The 19,672-nt window shown below is 68.3% G+C and carries 15 protein-coding genes and 6 pseudogenes; 6 read left to right on the top strand and 15 right to left on the bottom strand.

What is annotated here, in order from left to right; all coding sequences use genetic code 11:
* Positions 1–434: 434 nt before the first annotated feature.
* Together istB and istA are read right to left on the bottom strand one after the other, a co-directional pair.
* On the bottom strand, positions 435–1,226 hold the full coding sequence (gene istB, locus ACIGEZ_RS19770) for an IS21-like element helper ATPase IstB (RefSeq protein WP_399832705.1): 792 nt from the start codon (positions 1,224–1,226) through the stop codon (positions 435–437).
* Positions 1,223–2,850: pseudogene (gene istA / locus ACIGEZ_RS19765) on the bottom strand (IS21 family transposase). Before istA ends, istB begins: the two are co-directional and overlap by 4 nt.
* 93 nt (positions 2,851–2,943) lie before the next feature.
* Here istA and ACIGEZ_RS19760 point away from each other — a divergent pair.
* Positions 2,944–3,156: a hypothetical protein gene (locus tag ACIGEZ_RS19760; RefSeq protein ID WP_399832703.1), complete on the top strand. Its 213-nt coding sequence runs from the start codon at positions 2,944–2,946 to the stop codon at positions 3,154–3,156.
* A gap of 173 nt (positions 3,157–3,329) precedes the next feature.
* A pseudogene (locus tag ACIGEZ_RS19755) lies at positions 3,330–3,521 on the top strand (esterase); the annotation flags it as partial.
* Positions 3,522–3,560: 39 nt separating this feature from the next.
* Here ACIGEZ_RS19755 and ACIGEZ_RS19750 read toward each other — a convergent pair.
* The 6 genes and pseudogenes from ACIGEZ_RS19750 to tap form a co-directional block, all read right to left on the bottom strand.
* Positions 3,561–3,797, bottom strand: a pseudogene (locus tag ACIGEZ_RS19750) (hypothetical protein); the annotation flags it as partial.
* A gap of 35 nt (positions 3,798–3,832) precedes the next feature.
* The gene (locus ACIGEZ_RS19745; protein ID WP_399832701.1) at positions 3,833–4,753 is read right to left on the bottom strand and encodes an abortive infection family protein; all 921 of its coding nucleotides are present in this window, start codon (positions 4,751–4,753) and stop codon (positions 3,833–3,835) included.
* A gap of 528 nt (positions 4,754–5,281) precedes the next feature.
* Positions 5,282–5,707 (bottom strand): annotated as a pseudogene (locus tag ACIGEZ_RS19740) (DEAD/DEAH box helicase family protein); the annotation flags it as partial.
* Positions 5,704–6,330: a hypothetical protein gene (locus ACIGEZ_RS19735; RefSeq protein WP_399832699.1), complete on the bottom strand. Its 627-nt coding sequence runs from the start codon at positions 6,328–6,330 to the stop codon at positions 5,704–5,706. The pseudogene ACIGEZ_RS19740 and the gene ACIGEZ_RS19735, both read right to left, overlap by 4 nt.
* A 26-nt stretch (positions 6,331–6,356) precedes the next feature.
* Positions 6,357–6,917: a telomere-protecting terminal protein Tpg gene (gene tpg / locus ACIGEZ_RS19730; protein WP_399832697.1), complete on the bottom strand. Its 561-nt coding sequence runs from the start codon at positions 6,915–6,917 to the stop codon at positions 6,357–6,359.
* 3 nt (positions 6,918–6,920) lie between these two features.
* A complete protein-coding gene (gene tap, locus ACIGEZ_RS19725) occupies positions 6,921–9,152 on the bottom strand; it encodes a telomere-associated protein Tap (protein WP_399832695.1) in 2,232 nt (743 codons plus the stop codon).
* A 646-nt stretch (positions 9,153–9,798) separates the two neighbouring features.
* On the opposite strand from tap, the gene ACIGEZ_RS19720 reads away from it, so the two are divergent.
* Both ACIGEZ_RS19720 and ACIGEZ_RS19715 read left to right on the top strand, forming a co-directional pair.
* Entirely contained in the window at positions 9,799–9,996 is a 198-nt protein-coding gene (locus ACIGEZ_RS19720; RefSeq protein WP_399832694.1) for a hypothetical protein, read from the top strand.
* A gap of 110 nt (positions 9,997–10,106) precedes the next feature.
* Entirely contained in the window at positions 10,107–10,631 is a 525-nt protein-coding gene (locus ACIGEZ_RS19715) for a GNAT family N-acetyltransferase (RefSeq protein ID WP_399832692.1), read from the top strand.
* Positions 10,632–10,652: 21 nt separating this feature from the next.
* Here ACIGEZ_RS19715 and ACIGEZ_RS19710 read toward each other — a convergent pair whose 3' ends face one another.
* Positions 10,653–11,906, bottom strand: a complete 1,254-nt coding sequence (locus ACIGEZ_RS19710) for an IS256 family transposase (RefSeq protein ID WP_399832690.1) — start codon at positions 11,904–11,906, stop codon at positions 10,653–10,655.
* Positions 11,907–12,089: 183 nt separating this feature from the next.
* Positions 12,090–13,181 (bottom strand): PP2C family protein-serine/threonine phosphatase, encoded by a 1,092-nt coding sequence (locus ACIGEZ_RS19705; protein WP_399832688.1) that lies wholly within the window; start codon positions 13,179–13,181, stop codon positions 12,090–12,092.
* A 741-nt stretch (positions 13,182–13,922) separates the two neighbouring features.
* On the opposite strand from ACIGEZ_RS19705, the gene ACIGEZ_RS19700 reads away from it, so the two are divergent.
* Entirely contained in the window at positions 13,923–14,492 is a 570-nt protein-coding gene (locus ACIGEZ_RS19700) for an SMI1/KNR4 family protein (protein ID WP_399832686.1), read from the top strand.
* 66 nt (positions 14,493–14,558) lie between these two features.
* Here ACIGEZ_RS19700 and ACIGEZ_RS19695 read toward each other — a convergent pair.
* The 4 genes and pseudogenes from ACIGEZ_RS19695 to ACIGEZ_RS19680 all read right to left on the bottom strand — a co-directional run bounded on the left by ACIGEZ_RS19695 (position 14,559) and on the right by ACIGEZ_RS19680 (position 17,531).
* Positions 14,559–15,243: pseudogene (locus ACIGEZ_RS19695) on the bottom strand (transposase family protein).
* A gap of 791 nt (positions 15,244–16,034) precedes the next feature.
* Complete coding sequence (locus ACIGEZ_RS19690) at positions 16,035–16,409, bottom strand: PRC-barrel domain containing protein (protein ID WP_399832684.1); 375 nt, start codon at positions 16,407–16,409, stop codon at positions 16,035–16,037.
* 60 nt (positions 16,410–16,469) lie between these two features.
* Complete coding sequence (locus ACIGEZ_RS19685; RefSeq protein WP_399832745.1) at positions 16,470–16,694, bottom strand: DUF6458 family protein; 225 nt, start codon at positions 16,692–16,694, stop codon at positions 16,470–16,472.
* Positions 16,695–17,012: 318 nt separating this feature from the next.
* A complete protein-coding gene (locus tag ACIGEZ_RS19680; RefSeq protein ID WP_399832682.1) occupies positions 17,013–17,531 on the bottom strand; it encodes a hypothetical protein in 519 nt (172 codons plus the stop codon).
* 195 nt (positions 17,532–17,726) lie between these two features.
* Between ACIGEZ_RS19680 and ACIGEZ_RS19675 the strand changes: the two are divergent.
* Positions 17,727–18,017, top strand: a pseudogene (locus tag ACIGEZ_RS19675) (transposase); the annotation flags it as partial.
* A 53-nt stretch (positions 18,018–18,070) separates the two neighbouring features.
* Here the strand turns inward: ACIGEZ_RS19675 and ACIGEZ_RS19670 are convergent.
* Positions 18,071–19,492: a M48 family metalloprotease gene (locus ACIGEZ_RS19670; protein WP_399832680.1), complete on the bottom strand. Its 1,422-nt coding sequence runs from the start codon at positions 19,490–19,492 to the stop codon at positions 18,071–18,073.
* Positions 19,493–19,672 lie beyond the last annotated feature (180 nt).

Raw genomic sequence — 19,672 nt, 5'->3', positions numbered from 1 at the left:
TGTCGATAGCGTGTGCGATCGCGGGTTGCGGGGTCTGCTTCATAATCCAGCTGTGGACATATCCGATGAGGGACAGCCGCTCGATCCCGTCTGGCTTGAGATCAACAACAATGTGTGTGGTGGCCTGGCAGGAGCCCCGAGTGCGTCGTTGGTGGCCGAGCGGTTCATCGGGGCTGGCTGGAGTTCCAGATCAGGCTCGTCGTGGGAGTCGTATGAGGTCGAGACCAGCTGGTGCCGCATCGAGGTCGACCCGACTGACGGAGACGCGCTCCTGAACGGAGTTGTCGATCCTCAACGGTTCGAGGATCTGGCTGCGCTGCTGACCCGGTTCGGTCTGCGGTTCAGTCTTGAGCTCTATGACGATGACGGGGAACTGCTGCGGGAGATCGAAGCTGGCACCCCGTCAACGCCTCATGACGCAGCCCCTCAGCCTTTCAGCCGGCTGCTCGCTCCGCTTGGGCTCGGGTGGAGGCGAGGCGGTAGGAGTCGGTGCCGGTCTCGATGATCGTGCCGTTGAAGGCCAGGCGGTCCACGATGGCCGCGCAGAGCCGTGGATCGGTGAAGGTCTTGGTCCAGCCACCGAACGACTCGTTCGAGGCGATGGCGACGCTGTTCTTCTCCTCCCGCTCGGTCAGCACCTGGAACAGCAGCTCGGCGCCATGGCGGTCGAGTTCCATGTAGCCGAGTTCGTCGATGCAGAGGAGATCGACGCGGCCGTAGCGGGCGATGGTCTTGTTCAGCTGCTTCTCGTCCGCGGCCTCGACCAGCTCGTTGACCAGCTTCGTGGCGAGGGTGTAGCGGACGCGGTAGCCCTTCATCGCGGCCTCGGTGCCCAGGGCGATGAGCATGTGGGACTTGCCGGTGCCGAAGTCGCCGATGAGGCAGAGGGGCTGGCTCTTCTTGATCCATTCGCAGCTGGCGAGGGTGTGAATGGTGGCCGGGTCGATGTTCGGGTTGGCGTCGAAGTCGAAGGACCTCAGGGACTTCTCCCGGGGGAAACCGGCCGCCTTGATCCGCCTCTCCGAGCGGCGGCGGGCCCGGTCGTCGCACTCGGCCATCAGCAGTTCGGCGAGGAAGCCGCGGTAGGTCATCTGGTCCTTGATCGCCCGGTCGGCGATGTCGGAGAACTCGTTGCGGATCGACGGCAGCCGCAGCAGGCGGCAGGCGGAGTCGATCGCGGCGTCGGCGGCCTGCTCGGTCAACCCTCGCTGGCGGGGCATGGTCACTGCGCTTCTCCCTCACGGTGATCGCTGCCGCTGGTGCGGCGGCGTCGGAGCAACTGGTCGTAGTGGGACACCGAGGGCAGCGGCCTGGTGTCCGGCGGAAGATGCGCGAGGCGCCACTCGTGCAGGGACGTCACCGTTGCCGACGGCTGGCCGAGGGTCCGGGCGTCCGGTGCGGGCTCGGTCTCGGCCTGGGCGGCCTTGCGGGCCTCCAGAGCGACCGCATCCGCGGTCAGGGCCCCGGCCCGCAGAGCTGCTGCCAGGCCGGCGACGACGTGTTCGTGCGTCATGTGGCGTCCGAGCAGCAGCACCTCGATGAGCGCGCGGGTGCCGTCCCGCTCGCCGTGGATCTTCATCGCCTGGGTCCACCAGGCGTCATGGACGGGGGTGAACTTGCCAGCCGAGCGGGCCTGTTCGAGGGCGGTCGAGCCGGGGAAAACGCCGGGCTTGCGGACCAGGACTTCCGGGTAGTGGTCCAGTTCCAGGCGGACGGCGCCTTTGGCGATCAGCCGCTCGTGCCGGGCCACCTCCACGTTCTGGTCGTAAACCACCAGGTGAGAGGCGTGAAGGATGACCCTGACCCGCTTGCCGATCAGCCGGATGGGGACCGAGTAGCGGTTTGTGCGGACCGGGACCTGGCCGTAGCGGTCGACTCGCGGGGTGAACAGCCGCCCGGTCTCGAACGGCTCTTCCGGCAGCGGCATCAGCAGCGGTCGTTCGAGCGCGAAGTCCTCGGCGATGGTCCTGGACCTGGATCCGATTCGGCGGGCGTCGTCCTGCCGGTCCCACTGCTCGACCATCTCGTTCAGCTCGGCGAGCAAGGACACCTCGGGAACCGGGACGAAGTGGTTGCGGCGGAAGTAGCCGATCTGTCCCTCGACGCCGCCCTTCTCGTGGGCGCCCTCGATGCCTGGACGGCAGTAGAAGCTCTCGATGCCATAGTGCGATTTGAACGCGATCCACCGGTCCGCCTCCACCCTCGCCCGGCTCAGCCCGAGCACGCGGGCGACGGCCGCCTTGAGGTTGTCGTAGCGAACCTTGCTCCGCGGGACACCGCCCAGCGTCCGCAGCGCATGGACGTGGCCTTCGAAGAACGCCTCCTGCCCGCAGGACGCGAACACGCGGTGGACGGCCTTGCCCGAATACGACAGGCGGAAGGAGAACAGGTAGCAGGTCACCAGCTCGCCGGCGAGGCGGATCGTCACGTCACCGAAGTCGACCTCCGCCTCGTGACCGGGCTGGTGGTCTGGGGAACGAACGCCTCCAGCGGGGCCTTGCCCGACTCGACCAGGATCTCGGGCTTCCGGGCCGCGACGTAGTAGCGGACCATCCCGTAGGAGACGTCGGCGCCGTGTTCCTCGACCAGCCGGTGGAAGATCCGGGTGATCGTGTGCCGCTGCTTGCGCGGCGCGTCCAGGTCCGCCCGCAGGATCTCGTCGATCACCGGCTTGTACCGGTCCAGTCCGGTCGCCCGCGGCGGCAGCTTCTTGCGCGGCTCCGGCCAGGACGAATCCAACGCCTTCCGCACCGTCCGCCACGTCACGCCGTGCTTGCGCTCAAGCTCTCGCATCGACATGCCGCCACGGTGGTCACGCCGGATCGCCGCGTACAGCTCGACCTTCGACATCCGCGGCATGACCAGCACCTTTCACCAGGAGCATCCCGATGTTGCCCTGGCAAGAACCCCAGTGCCTCCCAAACTCATCGACATCACCCATCCGTGGATCCGGGCGCCTCCCAAACCCATCGACAAGCGACGTCGCTACTGCTCGATAAAGCCATCCCGGCGCAGGATCCCGTCAAGGTGACCGTGGAAAGTGCGACCGGAGCCACTCAGAGCACAACGGCGCCGCCCAACACCATCACCTCGTTCGGTGAATCGGCGAACCCTCCCACCAGCGACGTCACGCTCGTCGAACTACGCGTCAGCTGACCGACAAGCCCCCGGTCAGCCATGAGCCGGCCTGGGACCCCATGCCGCCGGCACGCCTAGCTGGTCCCTGCCCTCGATCCGACGGGTGGCGAGGCTACCTATGCACGCGCCCGGCCACGCCCACGCGTCCTCCGATTCCCACGTTCACGCATCTCCCGTAGGAACACATCCACATGACACACCCCCGCATGCGTGCGGGCCTCGGCAGTGCCCTGGCCGCCGTCATGGCGGCGTCGAGTGTTCTCGTCGCCGCGCCCGCCCAAGCGCTCGACGGCACCCCCGCCACCGACACCACCTACTCCTTCACCGCGAAACTCGCGATCGGAGACACGATCCGCGCCTGCACCGGCACCCTCGTCAACACACAGTGGCTGCTGACCGCCGCCAGCTGCTTCGCTGAGCCCGAAGCGGGCGTCGGTGAACACCCATTCGGGCAGCCAGTCGTCGTTGTTGATGCAGTGCTGCCAGATGTCTTCCCTGGCCGTAGGACGCCGGTAGCCGTCGCCTTCGAGGGTGTCCAGGTCGTACAAGCGCTCCAGGAACCTCACCTCGTCCAGAGCGCCCCACCACCAGATCTTCTCGACGACCAGTAAGTCGAGGAGGCGCTGGCGAGTGACGACGGTGAGCTGCTGTGGTGCCACCGGCTGCCCTTTCCTGTGTTCCAGCTTGTGCGGGCTCAGAGCGAGGCTGCGGGCTCGCTGTCCGCAAGCGGGGCTGGTGTCGAACGAGCCTTGCGCCAGGGGGCATTGGGGTCAGCGAGGGTGTCGAGCATCAGCTCGCACCAGGTGGCGGCCGTGCCGATGGCGAAGCGGGCGTGCCGGGATCCGAGGCCTGTGGGTGCGGCCAGCCGTCCGTGTCCGGTCCCGTAACGGTTGCGCAGTTCGGCGACGCCGATGGCAGCCGAGGTCAGTGCGCCCAGGATGCGCTTGATGCTGTCGGCGTTGTCCGGGCTGCCGCCGGTGCGGGCCGGCGGCACTGCCGCAGGGTGAAGGTGAAGCGCTTGCTGCGCCTGCTTGATCAGCGCGGGGAGGTCCTGACGCTCGTCGACCGGGAGGCTCCGCTTGAGCAGTACAAGCTTGGCGGTCGCCTCGATGAGCTGCTTAGCCGCGCCGATCGCGTGATCGGGGTAGTCGGCTCCGAACCTGCGCACCCGCTCCAGCTCGGCCTGGATGCCCGACGCCTCAGACAGGGCGTCGGCATGGACAACCAGATGGGCGACGCGTGCCGTGTGCAGACGTAGCTCATCATCCAGGCGACAGCCGTCCCGCGCGAACGCCTCCCGCAGATCCGCCACCGTGTCGGCAGGCAGGCCATCCCCGCCGTACTTCCGGCTCTCCCGGTCCAAGCGGCGCAGCATGCTTTCGAACACCCTCAGGGCCCGTGTCACATGGTCGTGGTCGGTCCAGTCGACGGACGCGGCGTAGGAGTCGAAGAGCTGCTTGCGGACCCCGCCCTCGCCGGGAATGAAGCCAGGGGCCGGGGCGAAGTGCTCGTTCTCCCAGTACTCGCCGATTGCCCCCGCCACGAGACCGCTCATAAGCCCCCGGACAGCGTTACGGGCAGTCCGGGAGAGCAGTTCACGATCAGCAGCGGCCATATAGGCAGATTACGGGGCTGGCGGTAGAACGAGCCGGCATTTTCTACCTTGCGGCTCCAGCAGCGTAGGCATGGAGGCGTCGGTCCAGGATGGGCTTGTGGCGTCCGGCCCGACTCTCCAGGATGTGTTCGCATGTTCGGGCTCCCGCCGTGAACTCGGCGCCGGTGCGCGCCGACACCGCTCGGAAGAACGCCCGGCCATCCGGGGACTGGCTGCTCGTCGTCCACCGGTAGCCGGGACCCTCCATGAGTGCCCTGTCGATGAGGAGTGTGCCGAGACCTTGCCGCTGCACTTCTGGGGAGAGTGAGATCTTCGAGATGACGCCGCGCTTGCACTCGTGGCACACCTTCCACACGAGCCGCGCATCGGATATTCCATCACGCCCGTAGACGCGAATGTCCTGGAAGCCTGCAGGCCGCGTCGCGGCATGCAGCAGAAAAAACCTCTCGGTCCTCGGGTGACGGACAAGCATCCACCGCCAGCGCCATTCGTCCAGCCCGTCAGGTGTCCTCACCAAAGCCGACACGTGGGGTCTGTGGGGTCGTCGCGGTCGACGAGCGAGGCGTACATCGCGAACACGACGGCGGGGCCGCGGCCGGCCCGCAGGGCGAGCTGGATGGGGTTGGTGGTCGTGCGCACGCCGAGCGCGTCGAGGACCTGGTCGCCGTCGAGCGAGCAGACCACCACCATCGGGGCGGTGTGACCGACACGGCGCCATGCCTCGGCGGTCTGCACCAGAAGGTCCAGGGTCGGGACCATGACGAGCACGCGGCCGTGAGGGAAGTATTCGCGGGCGGCGGAGGCGGCGGTGTAGGTCTTTCCCGAGCCGGTTGCCGACACGAACGTCGCTCGCTCCCCCGCCGGCCGTACCGGGGTCGTGTGGGGCCAGCCGGTCCAGGAGCGGATCGCGGCCAGGCCTGCCACCTGATGTTCACGGAGCTGGATCCCGGTCACCGGCGGCCTGCCCGGCGGCGTCGCACGAGCGCCGGTGCGCCGGCGGTCTGCGGGGTGAACGGCGTAGCGGTCAGCGTGCCGTCAGGGCTGACCTCGACGCGCTCGGCGAGCTGCGCCAGGACCTGCTCCGGCGTCCGCCCCGTCCTGGCGGTGGCGGTGCGTAGTCGGCGGGCTGGGCCGGCGGCCAGGGACAGGTCGGTGCGCAGGCCGTGGACCGGGCCGGCTCCCGGGCACAGGTCGGTGCGCAGGCCGTGGGCGGCGTCGCGCTGTTCGGCGCGGAGTTCCTTCGCGGCTGCCAGCCGTTGCTGGCGCCACTGTTCGCGCTGCACTTCCCGGGTGGTTCCGGCCTGGTCGGCGTGCGGGTCGTACGCCTCCCAGCCGGGAGTGGCCATCAGCTCCTCGACGCGTCGACACTGCGTGTGCTTCGCCGCCCATGTCGCGGCAAGTCGGTGTGGGTCCTCGCCGAGCTCGGTGCCGGCGTCGTGGTCCCGCGTCGCGCGGGCGGTCTCGGCCTGCCGCGTCGCGGCCCCGGCGGCCTTGGCAGCCACCTGCTCCGTGTCCAGGCCCGCAGCTTGACGGCGGATGGAGAAGCGGGCCATGTCCTGGGGGTGCCGGATACTCATCGCATCGCCAACCTTCCCTCGGAATCCTAGAGTCCGAATTCGACGTGTTCGACGTTGAGCATGCGGACCTCCTCCAGGCTCGCCGCGCGGGTGCCGAGCTGCTGGAAGTAGACCTCCTTGAGTGCGTCGGCCGCGATCTGCTGGAGGGTGGCGTCGTTGGCGGCTTGGTCTTGGGCGTCGAAGAGACGGGCGGCGTGATGCGGGGGCAGGGCGACGGTGAGGTGGCGCATGCGGGCTTCGTCGGTGGTGCCGGCCGGGGCGTCGTAGCCCAGCTGCGCGCGGACGTCGATGACCAGGCCCTGGCGGGTGGCGGCCGCCTTCTTCGCCCTCTCCTTCACCTGCGGCTGCCACCGCTTCTTGACCTCGCGCTCCATGCGGGCGGCGAGATCCGCACGGGGCTTTTTGATCTGGTCCTTCACATACCGCTCGACCGTGCGCTGCGAGACACGGAGTAGCTGCGCGACCGCGCGCGTGCCCTTGAGCTGCTTGACGAGGTAGCGCATCTGCGCGCCGGCGGACTTCGGGATCGGGCGGGTCAGCGCTTGCTCCAGGGCCTGCTCCAGGCCCTCGCCGATCGACTTCGCCATCGCCTACTCCCCCGTGTCGGCGACCGCCAGGTCGCCGGTCTTGATGTAGCGAGCCAGGTTCAGCAGCGGCGCGTCGGCATGCTCGCGCAGCTGCTCCGCCCACAGCGTGGTCTGGGTGCCCTCGTGCTTGACCATCCCCGGCGACACCCCGATCCGGAAACTCCCCGGGATCGTCTTGCCGTCCGCGCTGTACGGCAGGACGTCGAGCGGGGAGGGGCCGTCGGCCGCGTAGACCGCGCAGTCCGACAGGACCGCGACCGGATAGCGGCCCGTCGCTGCAGCCAAGGCGACCATCTTGCGGTGCATGTTGACCCGTGCGCGGGAGATCACGGTGGCGCGGATGTCCGGCCGCCATGTCGGACGGGAGAGCGCCGGCCACGGCTCACCCGGTCGCCAGCCACCGCCGCGGGCCCTTTCCTGCAGCTTGCCGATCCCGCCCTTCACGGTCGCTTTGATCGCGCCCAGGACGATCGCCGTCTCGGGGTCCCGCTGCTTGCAGCCGTTCATCGCCGCCAGGTACTCGGCCGGGGTGAGCCGCTCACCGACACCCAGGTCCGCCATCGTCGCCACGTAGGCGTTACGCAGACGCTTGTACCAGTCGTCCAGGTAGCGGCCCGATTCCGGGCGCAGCCATGCCTCGAGCGGGGCGACGTCGTAGCCGAGCTCGACCGCATAGGCCACCGTCGGGGTCGCGTACCAGGCCGGGCCGGTCGGACGCTCGCCGGTCGCAGTGAACGGGCTGGGCAGAAGGTCACCGCGGAGCTGCACTCGTTGCTTGCCGACCAGGACACGGGACAGGTCGACGTGGGAGAGGTCCACCAGCCACGAGCCGGCGGCCTTCGCATCGAAGGCCGGGTCGGTGACGTGCACCGGCGGGCTCGCGAGACCGACGACGGCGCCGTTGGCGGCCGCGGCGAAGGCCATGTTCACGTCGACGCCGACGAGATGCCGCTGCAGGCACTCCGCGTCCGTGAGCTCCCGCGCCCAGTCGTACGCCTCCTCGAAGATGCGCTCCTGCGGGCCGCGGACGTGGAACCGCGGCAGGCACGCGAGGACGGGGTGCCCGTCGGGCGCCTCGCACGGCGCCGGGTCCACAGGCTCGGTGCCCAGGGAGCCGGGGCGGTGCTGCGAGCGGCGCTTGCCGGTCTCGTCCGGGGCGGAGGCGCGTGTCGGCGGGTTGAGGGCGGTGAACAGTTCCAGGCCGCTCACCGCGGTCGAGCCGCGGGGGGTGAGGACGCGGGTGGCGTACAGGCCAAGGACGCGGGCGAGTTCGGCCGGCGGCAGGTCGGCGGCGTGCCCCCAGGAGCGGGTGTCGAGCGCGTTCCAGGCAGGGATGCACAGCTGCACGCAGGCGCGGCGGCCGTCCTGGGCGGGGCGGTAGATCCGCGCCCAGGGGCCGAAGCCGCGTCTGGTGAGCTGCCAGTGGGCCCGCTCGAGTTGCTTGAGCGTCTGGTGCCCGGCGGGCAGGCGGCCGGCGAGGCGCTCGGTGTCGGACAGTTCGGCGGGCAGTCCGTAACGTTCCAGCGCTGTCCTGGTGAGGACGAGGAGCGGGTCGGCGTCGCGGCCCGAGCCGTTCAGTTTTACGGCGCCGAGCCCGGCCTCGGTCAGCGTCCACTCCACCAGCGCCGGCAGGGACGTCGCCGGAACGTCGAGGATCAGGCCGCCGACGCAGTACGCCGACATATCACCGTCAGGGCCGGCGTCGATCACTGCGAGCGGCCCGTTCGCGAACCGCTCTTCCCCTACTGCGGTGGCGGGAGCAGACCTCGGTGCCGCCTGCCGCACGGCGGGACGACGCGGCGCCGACGGGCGAACAGGCGCCGTCACAGGCGCGGGCACCGGAACCGGCGCGGGAGCGGGAGCGGAAGCGGGGGTGGGGGTGGGAGCGGGAGCGGGAGCGGGAGCGGAAGCGGGGGTGGGGGCGGGGGCGGCCTCAGCCGGAACCGGGAGGGAAGCCACGGGCCCGGTGAACGTCTCCAGTGTCTCGGCCGGGTACTGCTCCGCCCACCCTTCCAGCAGCCGCTGATACGGGGCGCGCCGCGGCGGGCGCGGCTCGCTGCGCCCCGCCTCCCAGTTCCTCACCGTCTGCGTCGACGTCTGCAGCACCTGCGCGAGCCGGGCCTGTGTCACGCCGGCCGCCTCACGCAGCCGCGCCCGCTCCTGCGGCGACGGGAACTCCGGCTCCCCAGCGAGCAGCGCGTCCACGGCGCTGAACAATTCGTCTTCCTTCGCCATGCTCCACCTCCTACAACAAACCCTATCAGCTTTATGATCCAATTTATGCTTGGATTTGCAGGCGGAGGAGTGAACTTCCCACGCATGCCGCGAGGATGGAAACCGCTGGAGAAAAAGTCGAACAGCACCCGGAAAGACCGGCAGACACTACGGAGCCATCACGAACACGCCGCTCACCACCGCTCCCACAACCCCACAGCACGGGCGGTCACCCGGGAAAACGAGACACGCCACTCTCAGCCCGGAACGGTGAACTCACCATGGTGAACAAGCCAGGTAACCGGCTGGGCTTCCCGCTGACCATCCGCCACCCTCCACCGAGAACCACGGGCCCACACCACGCCGCCGCGACTGCGACTGCAGCTGCAGCGGCGACAGCGGCTGCGGCTGCGGCACGGCGGCGACGGGCGACGGCCCGCCGAGACAGCCGTACTCGCACAGGGCCCCGGCCCGCTTCGCACACCAGCATGAGCAGCACTCACACCACCTACTGCCTTCCCGGATCGACTGGGTGCACACCTCGCAATGGCCATCCCCGGCAACGGGGACAGGTCAACAGCGACCACGCGCATGACGACGCGCGTGACGACGTGCGAGGGCGGGTCGACGCGCTTGTCGCCGCCGGCCGGCAGACGAGGCACAGGCCATGGCACGGGACACGCCCGACGCGAGCGAGCCCGACGCCGGCCTCCTCACCGCACTCGCCCGCACCCACACGACCGAGGACGACGACGACCAGGACGACGCCGCCGAACAGGCCTTCCGTGACAGCCTGGACGCCCTTCCGGACGACGTAGCCCTGCTCACCGGATACACGGAACTCTGCACGAGTAATTGTCAATAGCTGTGGATCAGTTGAACTCGCTCATGCGGCGATAGTGCCTGTGCTTCTTCCAGGGAAGCCCCCTTGCGGCCTGTCGGTGCAGGGGTGGACGCCTGTGCGAAGATCGCGGCGTGAACGATCTACGCTTCCGTCTCGCTGACGACGCCGATCTTGCCGCCGTCGTGCGTCTGCGCGACGGCGCGGCCCGCTGGATGCTTGCCCAAGGCGTCACTGGTCAGTGGCAGCCTGGTGAGCTGGGCGGGGACCACTTCCGCCGGATCATGGAGAGCGGGGAGGTATGGCTCGCGGAGGCTGCCGATCGTGTGGTCGGGGCCTGGGAGCTCTGGTGGGAGGACGAGGACGCCTGGGGGCCGCAGCCGCCGACGGCCGGCTATGTGCACCGGCTGATGGTGGACCGCAGGAGTGTCCCGCCCGGGACAGGGCGCCAGCTTCTGCGAGTCGCGGAGCGCCGCGTGGCCGAGGTGGGCCGACCGTTGGTTCGTCTGGACTGCCTGGCCACCAACGCACGCCTGAGTGCGTACTACCTCAACGCCGGCTATCGGGTTGTGGGACGCAAGGAGGGTAAGCCGCAGCCAGGCGGTACGCCCAAGTCGTTCACGCTCCTCGAAAAGTCCGTACGGGATGAGTTGAGGTAGGTCAAGCGGGCGAGGAGTAGTTCAGGCTGCGTTGCCCTTGGGACTTTCGATGAGGTGTCCGCGTTCGAAGCGGGCCCCGGCGCGGACCAGGGCGACGAGGTGGGGTGCGTTCACGGCCCGCCATCGCTGTTGGGCGGACTCGACGAGCTTGAAGACCATGGCCAGGGCGGCGGGCGCGCTGCCGGCGCCTAGGGTGACCTTGGTCCGCAGCCGGACGGTGGCGAAGGTCGACTCAATCGGGTTCGTCGTTCGCAGGTGGATCCAGTGTTCGGCGGGGAAGTCATAGAACGCCAGCAACTCGTCCACGTCGTCGGTGATCTTCTTGACGGCCTTGGGGAACTTTGCTCCGAAGGACTTGGCGAACGCCGCCACGGCCTTGAGCGCGTGGTCGCGGTCCTCGGCGTTATAGATCTCCTGCAGGGCCTTCTTCGCGCCGGGCTGGGCGGACTTCGGCAGGGCATTTGCGACATTGGCGATCTTGTGAACCCAGCACCTCTGATGGCGGGTTTCGGGGAAGACCTCGGCCAGGGCCTTCCAGAACCCGAGTGCGCCGTCGCCGACCGCGAGGACGGGAGCACGCATGCCTCGGCGTGCACAGTCGCGCAGAAGATCCGCCCACGAGTCGGCGGATTCGCGGTATCCGTCGTTCATGGCGATCAGCTCTTTGGTGCCGTCCGCGCGCACGCCCATCAGTACGAGCACGCACGACTTCGCCTCGCGCAGGCGTATGCGCAGATGGATGCCGTCGGCCCACACGTAGACGTAGTCGCTGCTGGACAGATCACGTTCACCGAATACCTGGTGGTCGGCCTGCCATTGCTTGGTGAGGCGGGTGACTGTCGTTGCCGACAGGCCGGCCGTGGAGCCAAGGAACTGCTCGAGGGCAGGCACGAAGTCGCCCGAGGGCAGGCCGTGGAGGTAGAGCAGGGGCAGCACTTCGCTGATCCTGGGGGACTTGCGGCACCAGGGCGGCAGCATCGCCGAGGAGAACCGCTTGCGCTCGCCGGTCGCCTCGTCGACGCGCTTGTCGTTCACCCGCGGCGCCTTCACCTCGACCGTCCCGGCCGCGGTGGTGACCTTCCTGGGCTGGTGATAGTCGTTGCGGACCACCATGCGGCGTCCGCGTTCATCACGTTCATCCGCCAACTCGGCCATATAGGCGTTGACTTCTGCCTCCAGGGCAGCGGCCAGCATCCGCCTCGCACCCTCCCGGACGATGTCGTCGATCAGGGAGCCGGTCTCGGTAGTTCCATCGGCATTCACTACGCTCAGCACGGGCGTGCCTTCCCGACCGACGGTGCAACGTCGGCCTACTCGATGACCAGAAGTCGATCACTCGGGAAGGTACGCCCTTCGCGTCCCAGCCCGAGGCCGATCCACAGGTCATGAGCATTGCTCACTCTGCACCCACACCGAGCGAGGACCCACTCTCGTGAACAGAGCCAGAAACTGCGCGTCTCAGGGCTCACACAGGCGCACCGCCAGAGCGGCGATGTCATCGTCAAGGCGTCCCCTGCTGTAACGCACGAGATCACGATGAAGAGCAGTCAGCAGCTCACGGGGAGGCGTCGGGGGCTGCAGGCGCATCCAAGCCCCCAACGGAAAGAACTCACCATCACGGGCACGAGCCTCGGCAATCCCATCGGTATACAACAGCAACAGATCACCAGGAGCGAAATCGAAGGAATCAACGGCGTAATGATCACCCATCAGCTCCGCAAGACTGAGCAGCGGCGAGGGAGTGGCGGCCTCCAACACGCGCAGCCGGTGACGATTCAACAGCAACGGGGGAGGATGCCCGCAGTTGAGAATGTCGATACGCTGGCCCTCGTGCGGAATCTCCGCCAAGAGAGCGGTCGCGAAACGCTCCATCGGCCCCTCGGGCGGAAAAGCGGCGTTGTAACGGGCACTGCTGGCATCCAGCCTGCGCGCGACCTCGACCATCTCCCTCTCGCCATAGGCCGCCTCCCGGAACGCGTTGACAATTGCCGCAGCCGCCCCCACCGCCGGCAGGCCCTTGCCCCGCACATCGCCGATGAGCAGCCGCACCCCATACGGCGTGTCGACCACCTCGTAAAAATCCCCACCGATACGCGCCTCCGCCGCAGCCGCCAGATACAACGACTCGATCTCCACATTCCCGAAACGGCGGGGCAACGGACTCAACACCACCTGCTGCGCCGCATCGGCGACCAGCCGCACCTGGAACAACGTGCGCTCCCGCTGAAGACGCACATGACTCCCATACGCGGCAGCCACCGTGACCGCGACAATCCCCCCAACCGTCCACCACGTCCCCAGATCAGGAAAAACAAGACTGAGCCCGACCATCAAACACAGACACACCGTCCCAAGCAGCACAGTCGGCAAAACCGGCCACATCGCAGCAGCCAAAGCCGGCGCGGCAGGCAGAAGACGACTGAACGCCATCTCCGGCGGAGTGGCATAGGCCAGACTCGCGATCACCACCGTCAACACAACCGGCGACAACCGAACAAACCACCCCCGACCGTAACGCCGGCGAAGCCACGGCCGCCCAGACTCGATCACACCACCCACCATATCCATGCAATAACCGCAAAGCCCTTCGAGAGACAGAAACCACCCACTCACACCCACCACCCATTGCAACGAACGTCAAAGCAACGCCGCACCACAACCCAGATCGCCACCCCCACCCCCCAACCGTAACTTCGTCACCGGTACGCAATGAATCCGTCACCACACCAACGAACGCAACGTAACCTTTCACGAACCAGAAACAAGCAAAGCGGGCAGGCAGGCATGCGGAAAAACTGCCACAGAGAAAGGAGCAGCCACCGCGGCAGGCCCCCCGTGCCGGACCGAGGGACACCCGAGAAGGACCTGGGCGACAGCCAGGCACAGCAGTTCGGCGTCCGTCAGTTTCGGGATCGCCCGATCCGGCGACAAGGCGCCACATGGTCGTCGATGAGCACGTACAGTGCCGCCAGAAGGGCGTCCAGGTTCGTCTTCACACACTGAGCGTTTGCAGCTTCGCCACTCCAGGGTGACGCCGCGGCCCTGGCTTGAGTCCTGGAATCTCCGAGGCTGGGCCCGCCGGGCGAGGTGGGTTGTCTGTGGAAAGTCGCGGGCGGTCACTTCGCTGAGGGGCCGGCCCTGCGCTTCGGGGCGGAAGATGATCGTGGGGAGGGATGGAACACATGCTCGAAGTGCCATCCCTGCAAGCTTCTCCGGCCGGTACTTCCCAACCTCCGCAGTGGCGTAGCCGGACAGAGACATCCCTGTAAAGAGGACAGAGGGCAGAGGGCGATGAGTGTGGCTGAGAGTTGGTCGCGCGTGATGAGTCTTCTTCGGGAGCACGCGCCGGCCGATCACGCGGATCTGCCGGGGCCAGCTACGGAGCAGATGCTCGCGGCAGCCGAGGAACGGATGGGGACCTCCCTGCATGGGGACCTGCGGACGTGGCTGTTGCAGAACAATCTGGATCTGCCGGAGGAAGATTTCGACGACGACGTGATGTGTTGCGGCTTCGACGGGTTCCCAGACGAGGGAAGCTTCTTTCTGGGCATCCGGGCGGTGGAGCGGCTCTACGCGAACCGCTCCACGTCCTGCGGATTCGACCCTCCGGACCAGCCGGACTACCCGTTCTGGCGTAACGAGTGGATCCCGTTTCTGTCGGACCAGGACGGCTGGAGGGGAAAGTTCATCGATGTGCGGGACGGGCGCGTCGGCAGCTGGTTCGTGGGGGACCCCACGGTCATGGGCGAGTACGAATCGCTGGCCCAGTATTTCGACTCCGTAGCGGAGACGCTGACGAGGATCTCCGGTGGAAGCTCCCCGGTCTGTCGGTTCACCGAAGGTCGACTTGTCTGGTCGTGAGACGGTTCCCAACTGGATGACGGTCATTGCCAATCCGTCCTCACCCTGGTACGGCACTGGGATTCATCAGCATTGACGTTCCAGGGTGAGGATGGGTGCGGCGATGACGGTCATGCGGTTGGGGCTACAGCGGGCCCGGCGGAGGATCTGCCAGGACTTGAGTTGCGCGATGCCTTCGTTCGACCGGTGCTCGTGCCGCTGACAGGGCTCGGTTAATCGTCCGCTGGGTTGTGGTGAGGTCCTGGTTCGGAAGCCGTCTGATCGGTGTGGTCGCTCAGGGGCCGGCGCCGATGTAGGCGCGGTCGGCTAAGACGGGAACGCCCTGGCGTTCGCAGATCCGGATGATGCGGTGCGTGCGGGCCGCGGTCAGGTCATGGGTGCGGCCGGGCAGCGCGGGTGAGATCCACAGCAGCTTGCCCGGCTGTCGCCGACCCGGTCACTCGGCGAGCGTCCCGTCGAGCAGGACGTGATCAGGATCGGCTTCCCACAGGACACGCGGCAGGCCGGGTGCCCGACCGGACAGGTGCTCGACGACGGCCTTGACGTAGGCGTGGGCGGTGCCGACGGATATGCCGAAGCCGGCGGCGATCTGTGCGAGCGTGTCGTGCCGACGAAGGTAGACCAGGCCGACGAGGGCGCGCTGGTGGGGCGGCAGCTTGCAGCGTCGGTCACCCTCACGGGTGACGATGAGCATGGATACCCACTCAACCAGAGCGTGAGGCCGGTCGAGTGCGGCAGGACGGGGAACCAATGAGGCTCCTGCGTTGATGGGTTGAGATGTCGAACACCTCTCTCAACGGCACGGGAGCCTCGTGCGTTGCGGAATGGTGGCCCGTCACCCGATCAGTGGCCACTCTGAAAGGGCTCACTGACCAACGGGCGCCCTTCGCCATGGTCGCGACCAGCACGAACATCGGACTCACTCATCTAGGAGGAGCTGAACAGCTCAGATGCGGGCCGTCCGGACATCTGCCTCGGTGTCGTCGGCGACGTCCTCGACACGAGTCGTCTGGCCCAGAAGGACGCCGAGCAGGTCGTCGAGCGCCTTGTCGCCGGCGCGCTCTCCGACCAGCGCTACGCCGTGCCGTGCGGGAGTCCGCGCTGCAAGCAGTCTGCACGGCCTCTGCGCACTACGCGCTTCCCTACGTAGTGCGTGAAGCCGCCGGCTGCCGGGGGGCGGCTTCGAGCCCTTGCTCCTCGCGTACGTCCTGTCCTCGGCCGCACTCACGACCAAGCGGCACTGCCGATCCTCGGGCGTTCCTCCGCCACGCCCACTCCGACGTGCGCCGGGAGCTTCGGAGCGGTGACGGAACTGCGCTGGCACCAAGAGTCAGCCCAGGACAAGGGGGCGTAGTTCCTGAGCTCTCCAGGCACTTCCGTGCAGCCTCATCCAGCATCACAGTTCCTGTAACGGGGCGGCTTTGGAGCTCGGAGAGATACGTGCTGCCGCCAACCGATTACTCGGGAATCGCGTTCAGCGCCGCGATGTGAGCCCTCAAGTCCTCGATCTGCGCGGCCGGGCCGAGGGCACCGAGGCGTGCGTCAGACGACGCCCCCGCCGCCCGAGAACGGGCCGCGGACGCGGTAGTACGCCACGATCTCCTCGCGGTATTGCCGGTCGGCAAGGTGCTTGTCGGAGGAGAACTCGGGTGCATCCTTGACCTGTTCCGTGACCAGGCCGAGGTGGATCGTGTGCTCCTGCAGGTCGACACGGGTCACTGCGCTTGCCGGGATCAGCACCTTCTTACCGAAGATCCAGGCGCCCGTGTCCACGACCAAGTAGGAATCGTCGACCTCGTCGGAGTGCTTGTCCACCTTCCCGATGTGACCGTCCGCCGCCTCGACCCGCCATCCGGTGAGGTCCGTGCCCGCCAGGTGGCCGGATTCCGTGTCGAAGGTCCACTCGTGAGCGGTCATCGTTGTCACTCCTCTGTATGTCCGCGTCGTGTACGTCCCTGACCGGGTGCGCGTCCCGCCTCAGAGCAGGTCGCGCCGATCGTCCTCGGTGACCGTGGGGGCCACAGGCGGGACGACCATCCGGCGACGGCGAAGAACACTGGTGTAGACGGCGGTTCCGAGGATGCCGACCGCCATCAGGATGAGCCCGACCAGATCGAGATCGACGGCTTCGAGCTCCCAGTCGGTCGCGAAGGTGAGAATGGCTCCGACGGCGATCAGAATGATGAACAGTGCTAGACCCATGGTTTGCTCCCTCCCGTGCGGGTCGGTCAGCATCCGCGTACCCGGCATCCCGGCATTCACGCGGACCGGCCGCGATTGAGCCCGATGGAGCTACCAGCGAGTACTCACGCCTGTGTAGGCGATCCAGCCCTCGTCAGCGTCGGCACGCAGGTGTAGGTCGCCCGCTGGGAATCCCCCTGCCGAGACGAGGGACGTCCCGGCGCCCTCAGCGTCCGCCGTCACAGCAGGAGGCATCGATTCTGCGCCTCGGACGGGCACTCTCGCGTGGCCTGCGCCCGCCGGACATCAGCCGGTCGACGGGGCGTGCGCAACGCCTGTTTACACCGGATTCTCGGAGCGGCAGCATCCGTACCTGTTGGTCATGTCGTACTCGTGGCCGACCAGGATGCGTGCGCCGCAGGAGGCACAAACCGCGGGCGTCACCGGGTTCACCCGCAGGACGTAGGTGTTCTCCAAGGCCAGGACGGCGTCCACGGACTCCTTGCCGTGCTCCTTGATGCCCTGCTCGATGAACTCGAAGGCGCCGTACTGGGCCCCGCACTCGCAGTCGATGCGGTTGGAGTGGGCAGGCCCGATGTCCTTGAGCCCCAGCTCCGAGGTGATCCTCTCCCTCTCCTCGCGCGATACGGGTTCCATGCCCCGGTCCTTGATCCGTCGGGGGCTCCAGTACCACGCCTTCAACGCCTCGGCCTGTCCGGGTGAGAGGTAGAACGTCACCGATCTGCCGGCCTTCAACGCGTCCTGCACGGCCGCCACGACCGCGCTGTCGTCCCCCGACATCACGATTCTTCCGTCGCGGACCAGGGCATCGATCTCGGTGAGCGAACCGCTCTTCATGGGCGTCCTTCCGGTGGGCTCCGTCAGCTCCGACCGTCCGATGCTCACCCGTGACCGCGCCAACGGCCAGCGGGGGCGAGCGACCGGGGGTGTCCGCGCCCGTCACCGAGCCCAGTGACCTCACTGAGGCGTGCCCTGGTGAGCTGCCAGCCGCTGCCGGCCCCGACCCTGCCGAATCAGGGCCCTCAAGGGAGGGATCATGTCGGCTCCTCGCCGGTCGACCGCGCCGTCCTGGCTCCACGCATCACCTGATGGTTGACCGCTACGGGACTCCGGTTGCTGTCACGCTCAACGGCGGCCGCCACGACGTCACACAACTCCTGCCCCTGCTCGACGCGATCCCGCCGATCCGGGGGCTCTCGACAAGTACCGCCGTCTGCTGTGGATGCGTGGCATCAAGCCGGGGTCGCCCGACGCGGTGTCGCCCACGGTTCCGGGCTGGGCAAGGTGCGATGGGTGGTCGAGCGCACCTTCGCCTGGCTGCATCCGAGCTCCGACGGACATGCCGCAGGTGAGCACGGTCAACGGGTAGGCCCTGCTCAGGCCGTGTAGCCGTCGCGCATGACCCGCCGGGCCACGGTTCTGCCCGCCTCCTCCAACTCGCCGTCCACGGCGGCTGCCCTTGCCTCGTCCAGGACTACCCTGGGCGGCAGGTGCGCGCCGCTCGCGATGAGGCGGCGGCGCAGATGCGAGGGCGGGTGGGTGGAGTCGACGCTGTGGCCGCGCAGCTCGGCGACCCGGCGCAGGCGCTCGTGCTCCCGCTCCGGTATGGACCCCACTCGCGCCGCGATGCGCTCCCACAGTCCCTCGGACGGTTGCTCGCGGAGGGCCTCGCCGCCGATCCGGGTGCGGGCCGCGACGGACTCGAGCTGGAGCCCCGACTCCGCGCTGCCGGTGACCAGGAGCCGGTCCATCAGACGGGCTGCCGCGTCCGCGCCGGCCACGCGGGCGGCGGAGCGGTCCGCGAGGTACTCGGACCGCTGCGAGGCCCGCAGGGTGGCCTGGTCAAGCAGCAGGGTCAGGCCGTGTACAGCCCAGCGCGGAATCGCCGTGAGCAGGTTCCCGAGCTGCTCCACGAGGGTGTCGCCGCCGTTCGGGGCGAGTATGTAGCGCCAGGTGTCGAGCGACCGCAACGCGCTGCCCACGAGCAAGGAGTGACGAGTGTCGCCGTGGGCGTAGTGGCCGAACTCGTGCCCGAGGAGCGCGATCCGCTCCTGCCGGTCGAGGATCGCCCACATGCTGAGCCCGAGCCGCAGTACGCGGCGCTGCCGGATGCCGTACGTTCGGACGCTCGCATTCGCCTCCGCGGCGACCACCACGGCGTCGACCCCCCTGGTCCCCAGCTCCCCTGCGACCTCGTCGAGCAGAGCGAAGAGCTGGGGTGCTTCGGCCCGTTCGAGCAGGGGGGCGTCCTGCCGGAGCTTGGCCAGGCTTCCGAAGCGGGGCCTCAGGGTGACGGCGAGGGCGAGGCACAGCGCGCCGAGCGCGGGCTGGAATCCCGCGCCCCAGCGGGCGATGAGGAGCCACAGGCCCAGCACCGCCAGTCCGACGGTGAGCCCGTGCACCATCACGGCGAGAGCGGCGGCGAGCACACCGGCGGCGTGCGGTCCGGTGCGTCGCGGCTGTCCGGCCGGGGCGGGCGGTACGGCCGATGCGGTCCTGGCCCTCTCGCTGACGGGCGTCGCGCCTTCGGTCGCCGCGGGCTCGTGTGAGAGGTCGGCGAAGAGCTGCTCACCGTACCGGTGCGCCAAGGTCCGCCGCAGTCGGTCGACGCGGCTGCCCTCGAACCTTTTCCCGTCGCCGCCCGGATCCACGTTCCATCCGCAGGCGGCACACCACACCACGAACCGCCGGTCGACTGGTACCCGCTCCCCGCAGGCGGGACAGTCCTGCAACGGGACCTCGTCCGGACCCTGGCCCCGGGATCTCTTCTCGCCGAAGGCCTCAGTCGTCTCCGTCATCCCCACCCCTTGTGCATGTACATGCGAAGACGGCGCTGTATCCGCCCGGCGGGGGCGCCACTCAAGCCACGCCACCACCGCCACCATGCCTACCGGCCGCTCGGGATGGATTCGGCGGGATGCCCGATCGCAGCCACGGGCGGGGGCGTCGTACGTCCACGGAACACGCGGTGTGCCGCG

This window comes from Streptomyces sp. NPDC085481, from assembly GCF_044541845.1.
Lineage (GTDB): Bacteria > Actinomycetota > Actinomycetes > Streptomycetales > Streptomycetaceae > Streptomyces.
Note: the sequence above shows the minus strand (reverse complement) of the source record. Positions and strands in the feature narration are given on the sequence as shown.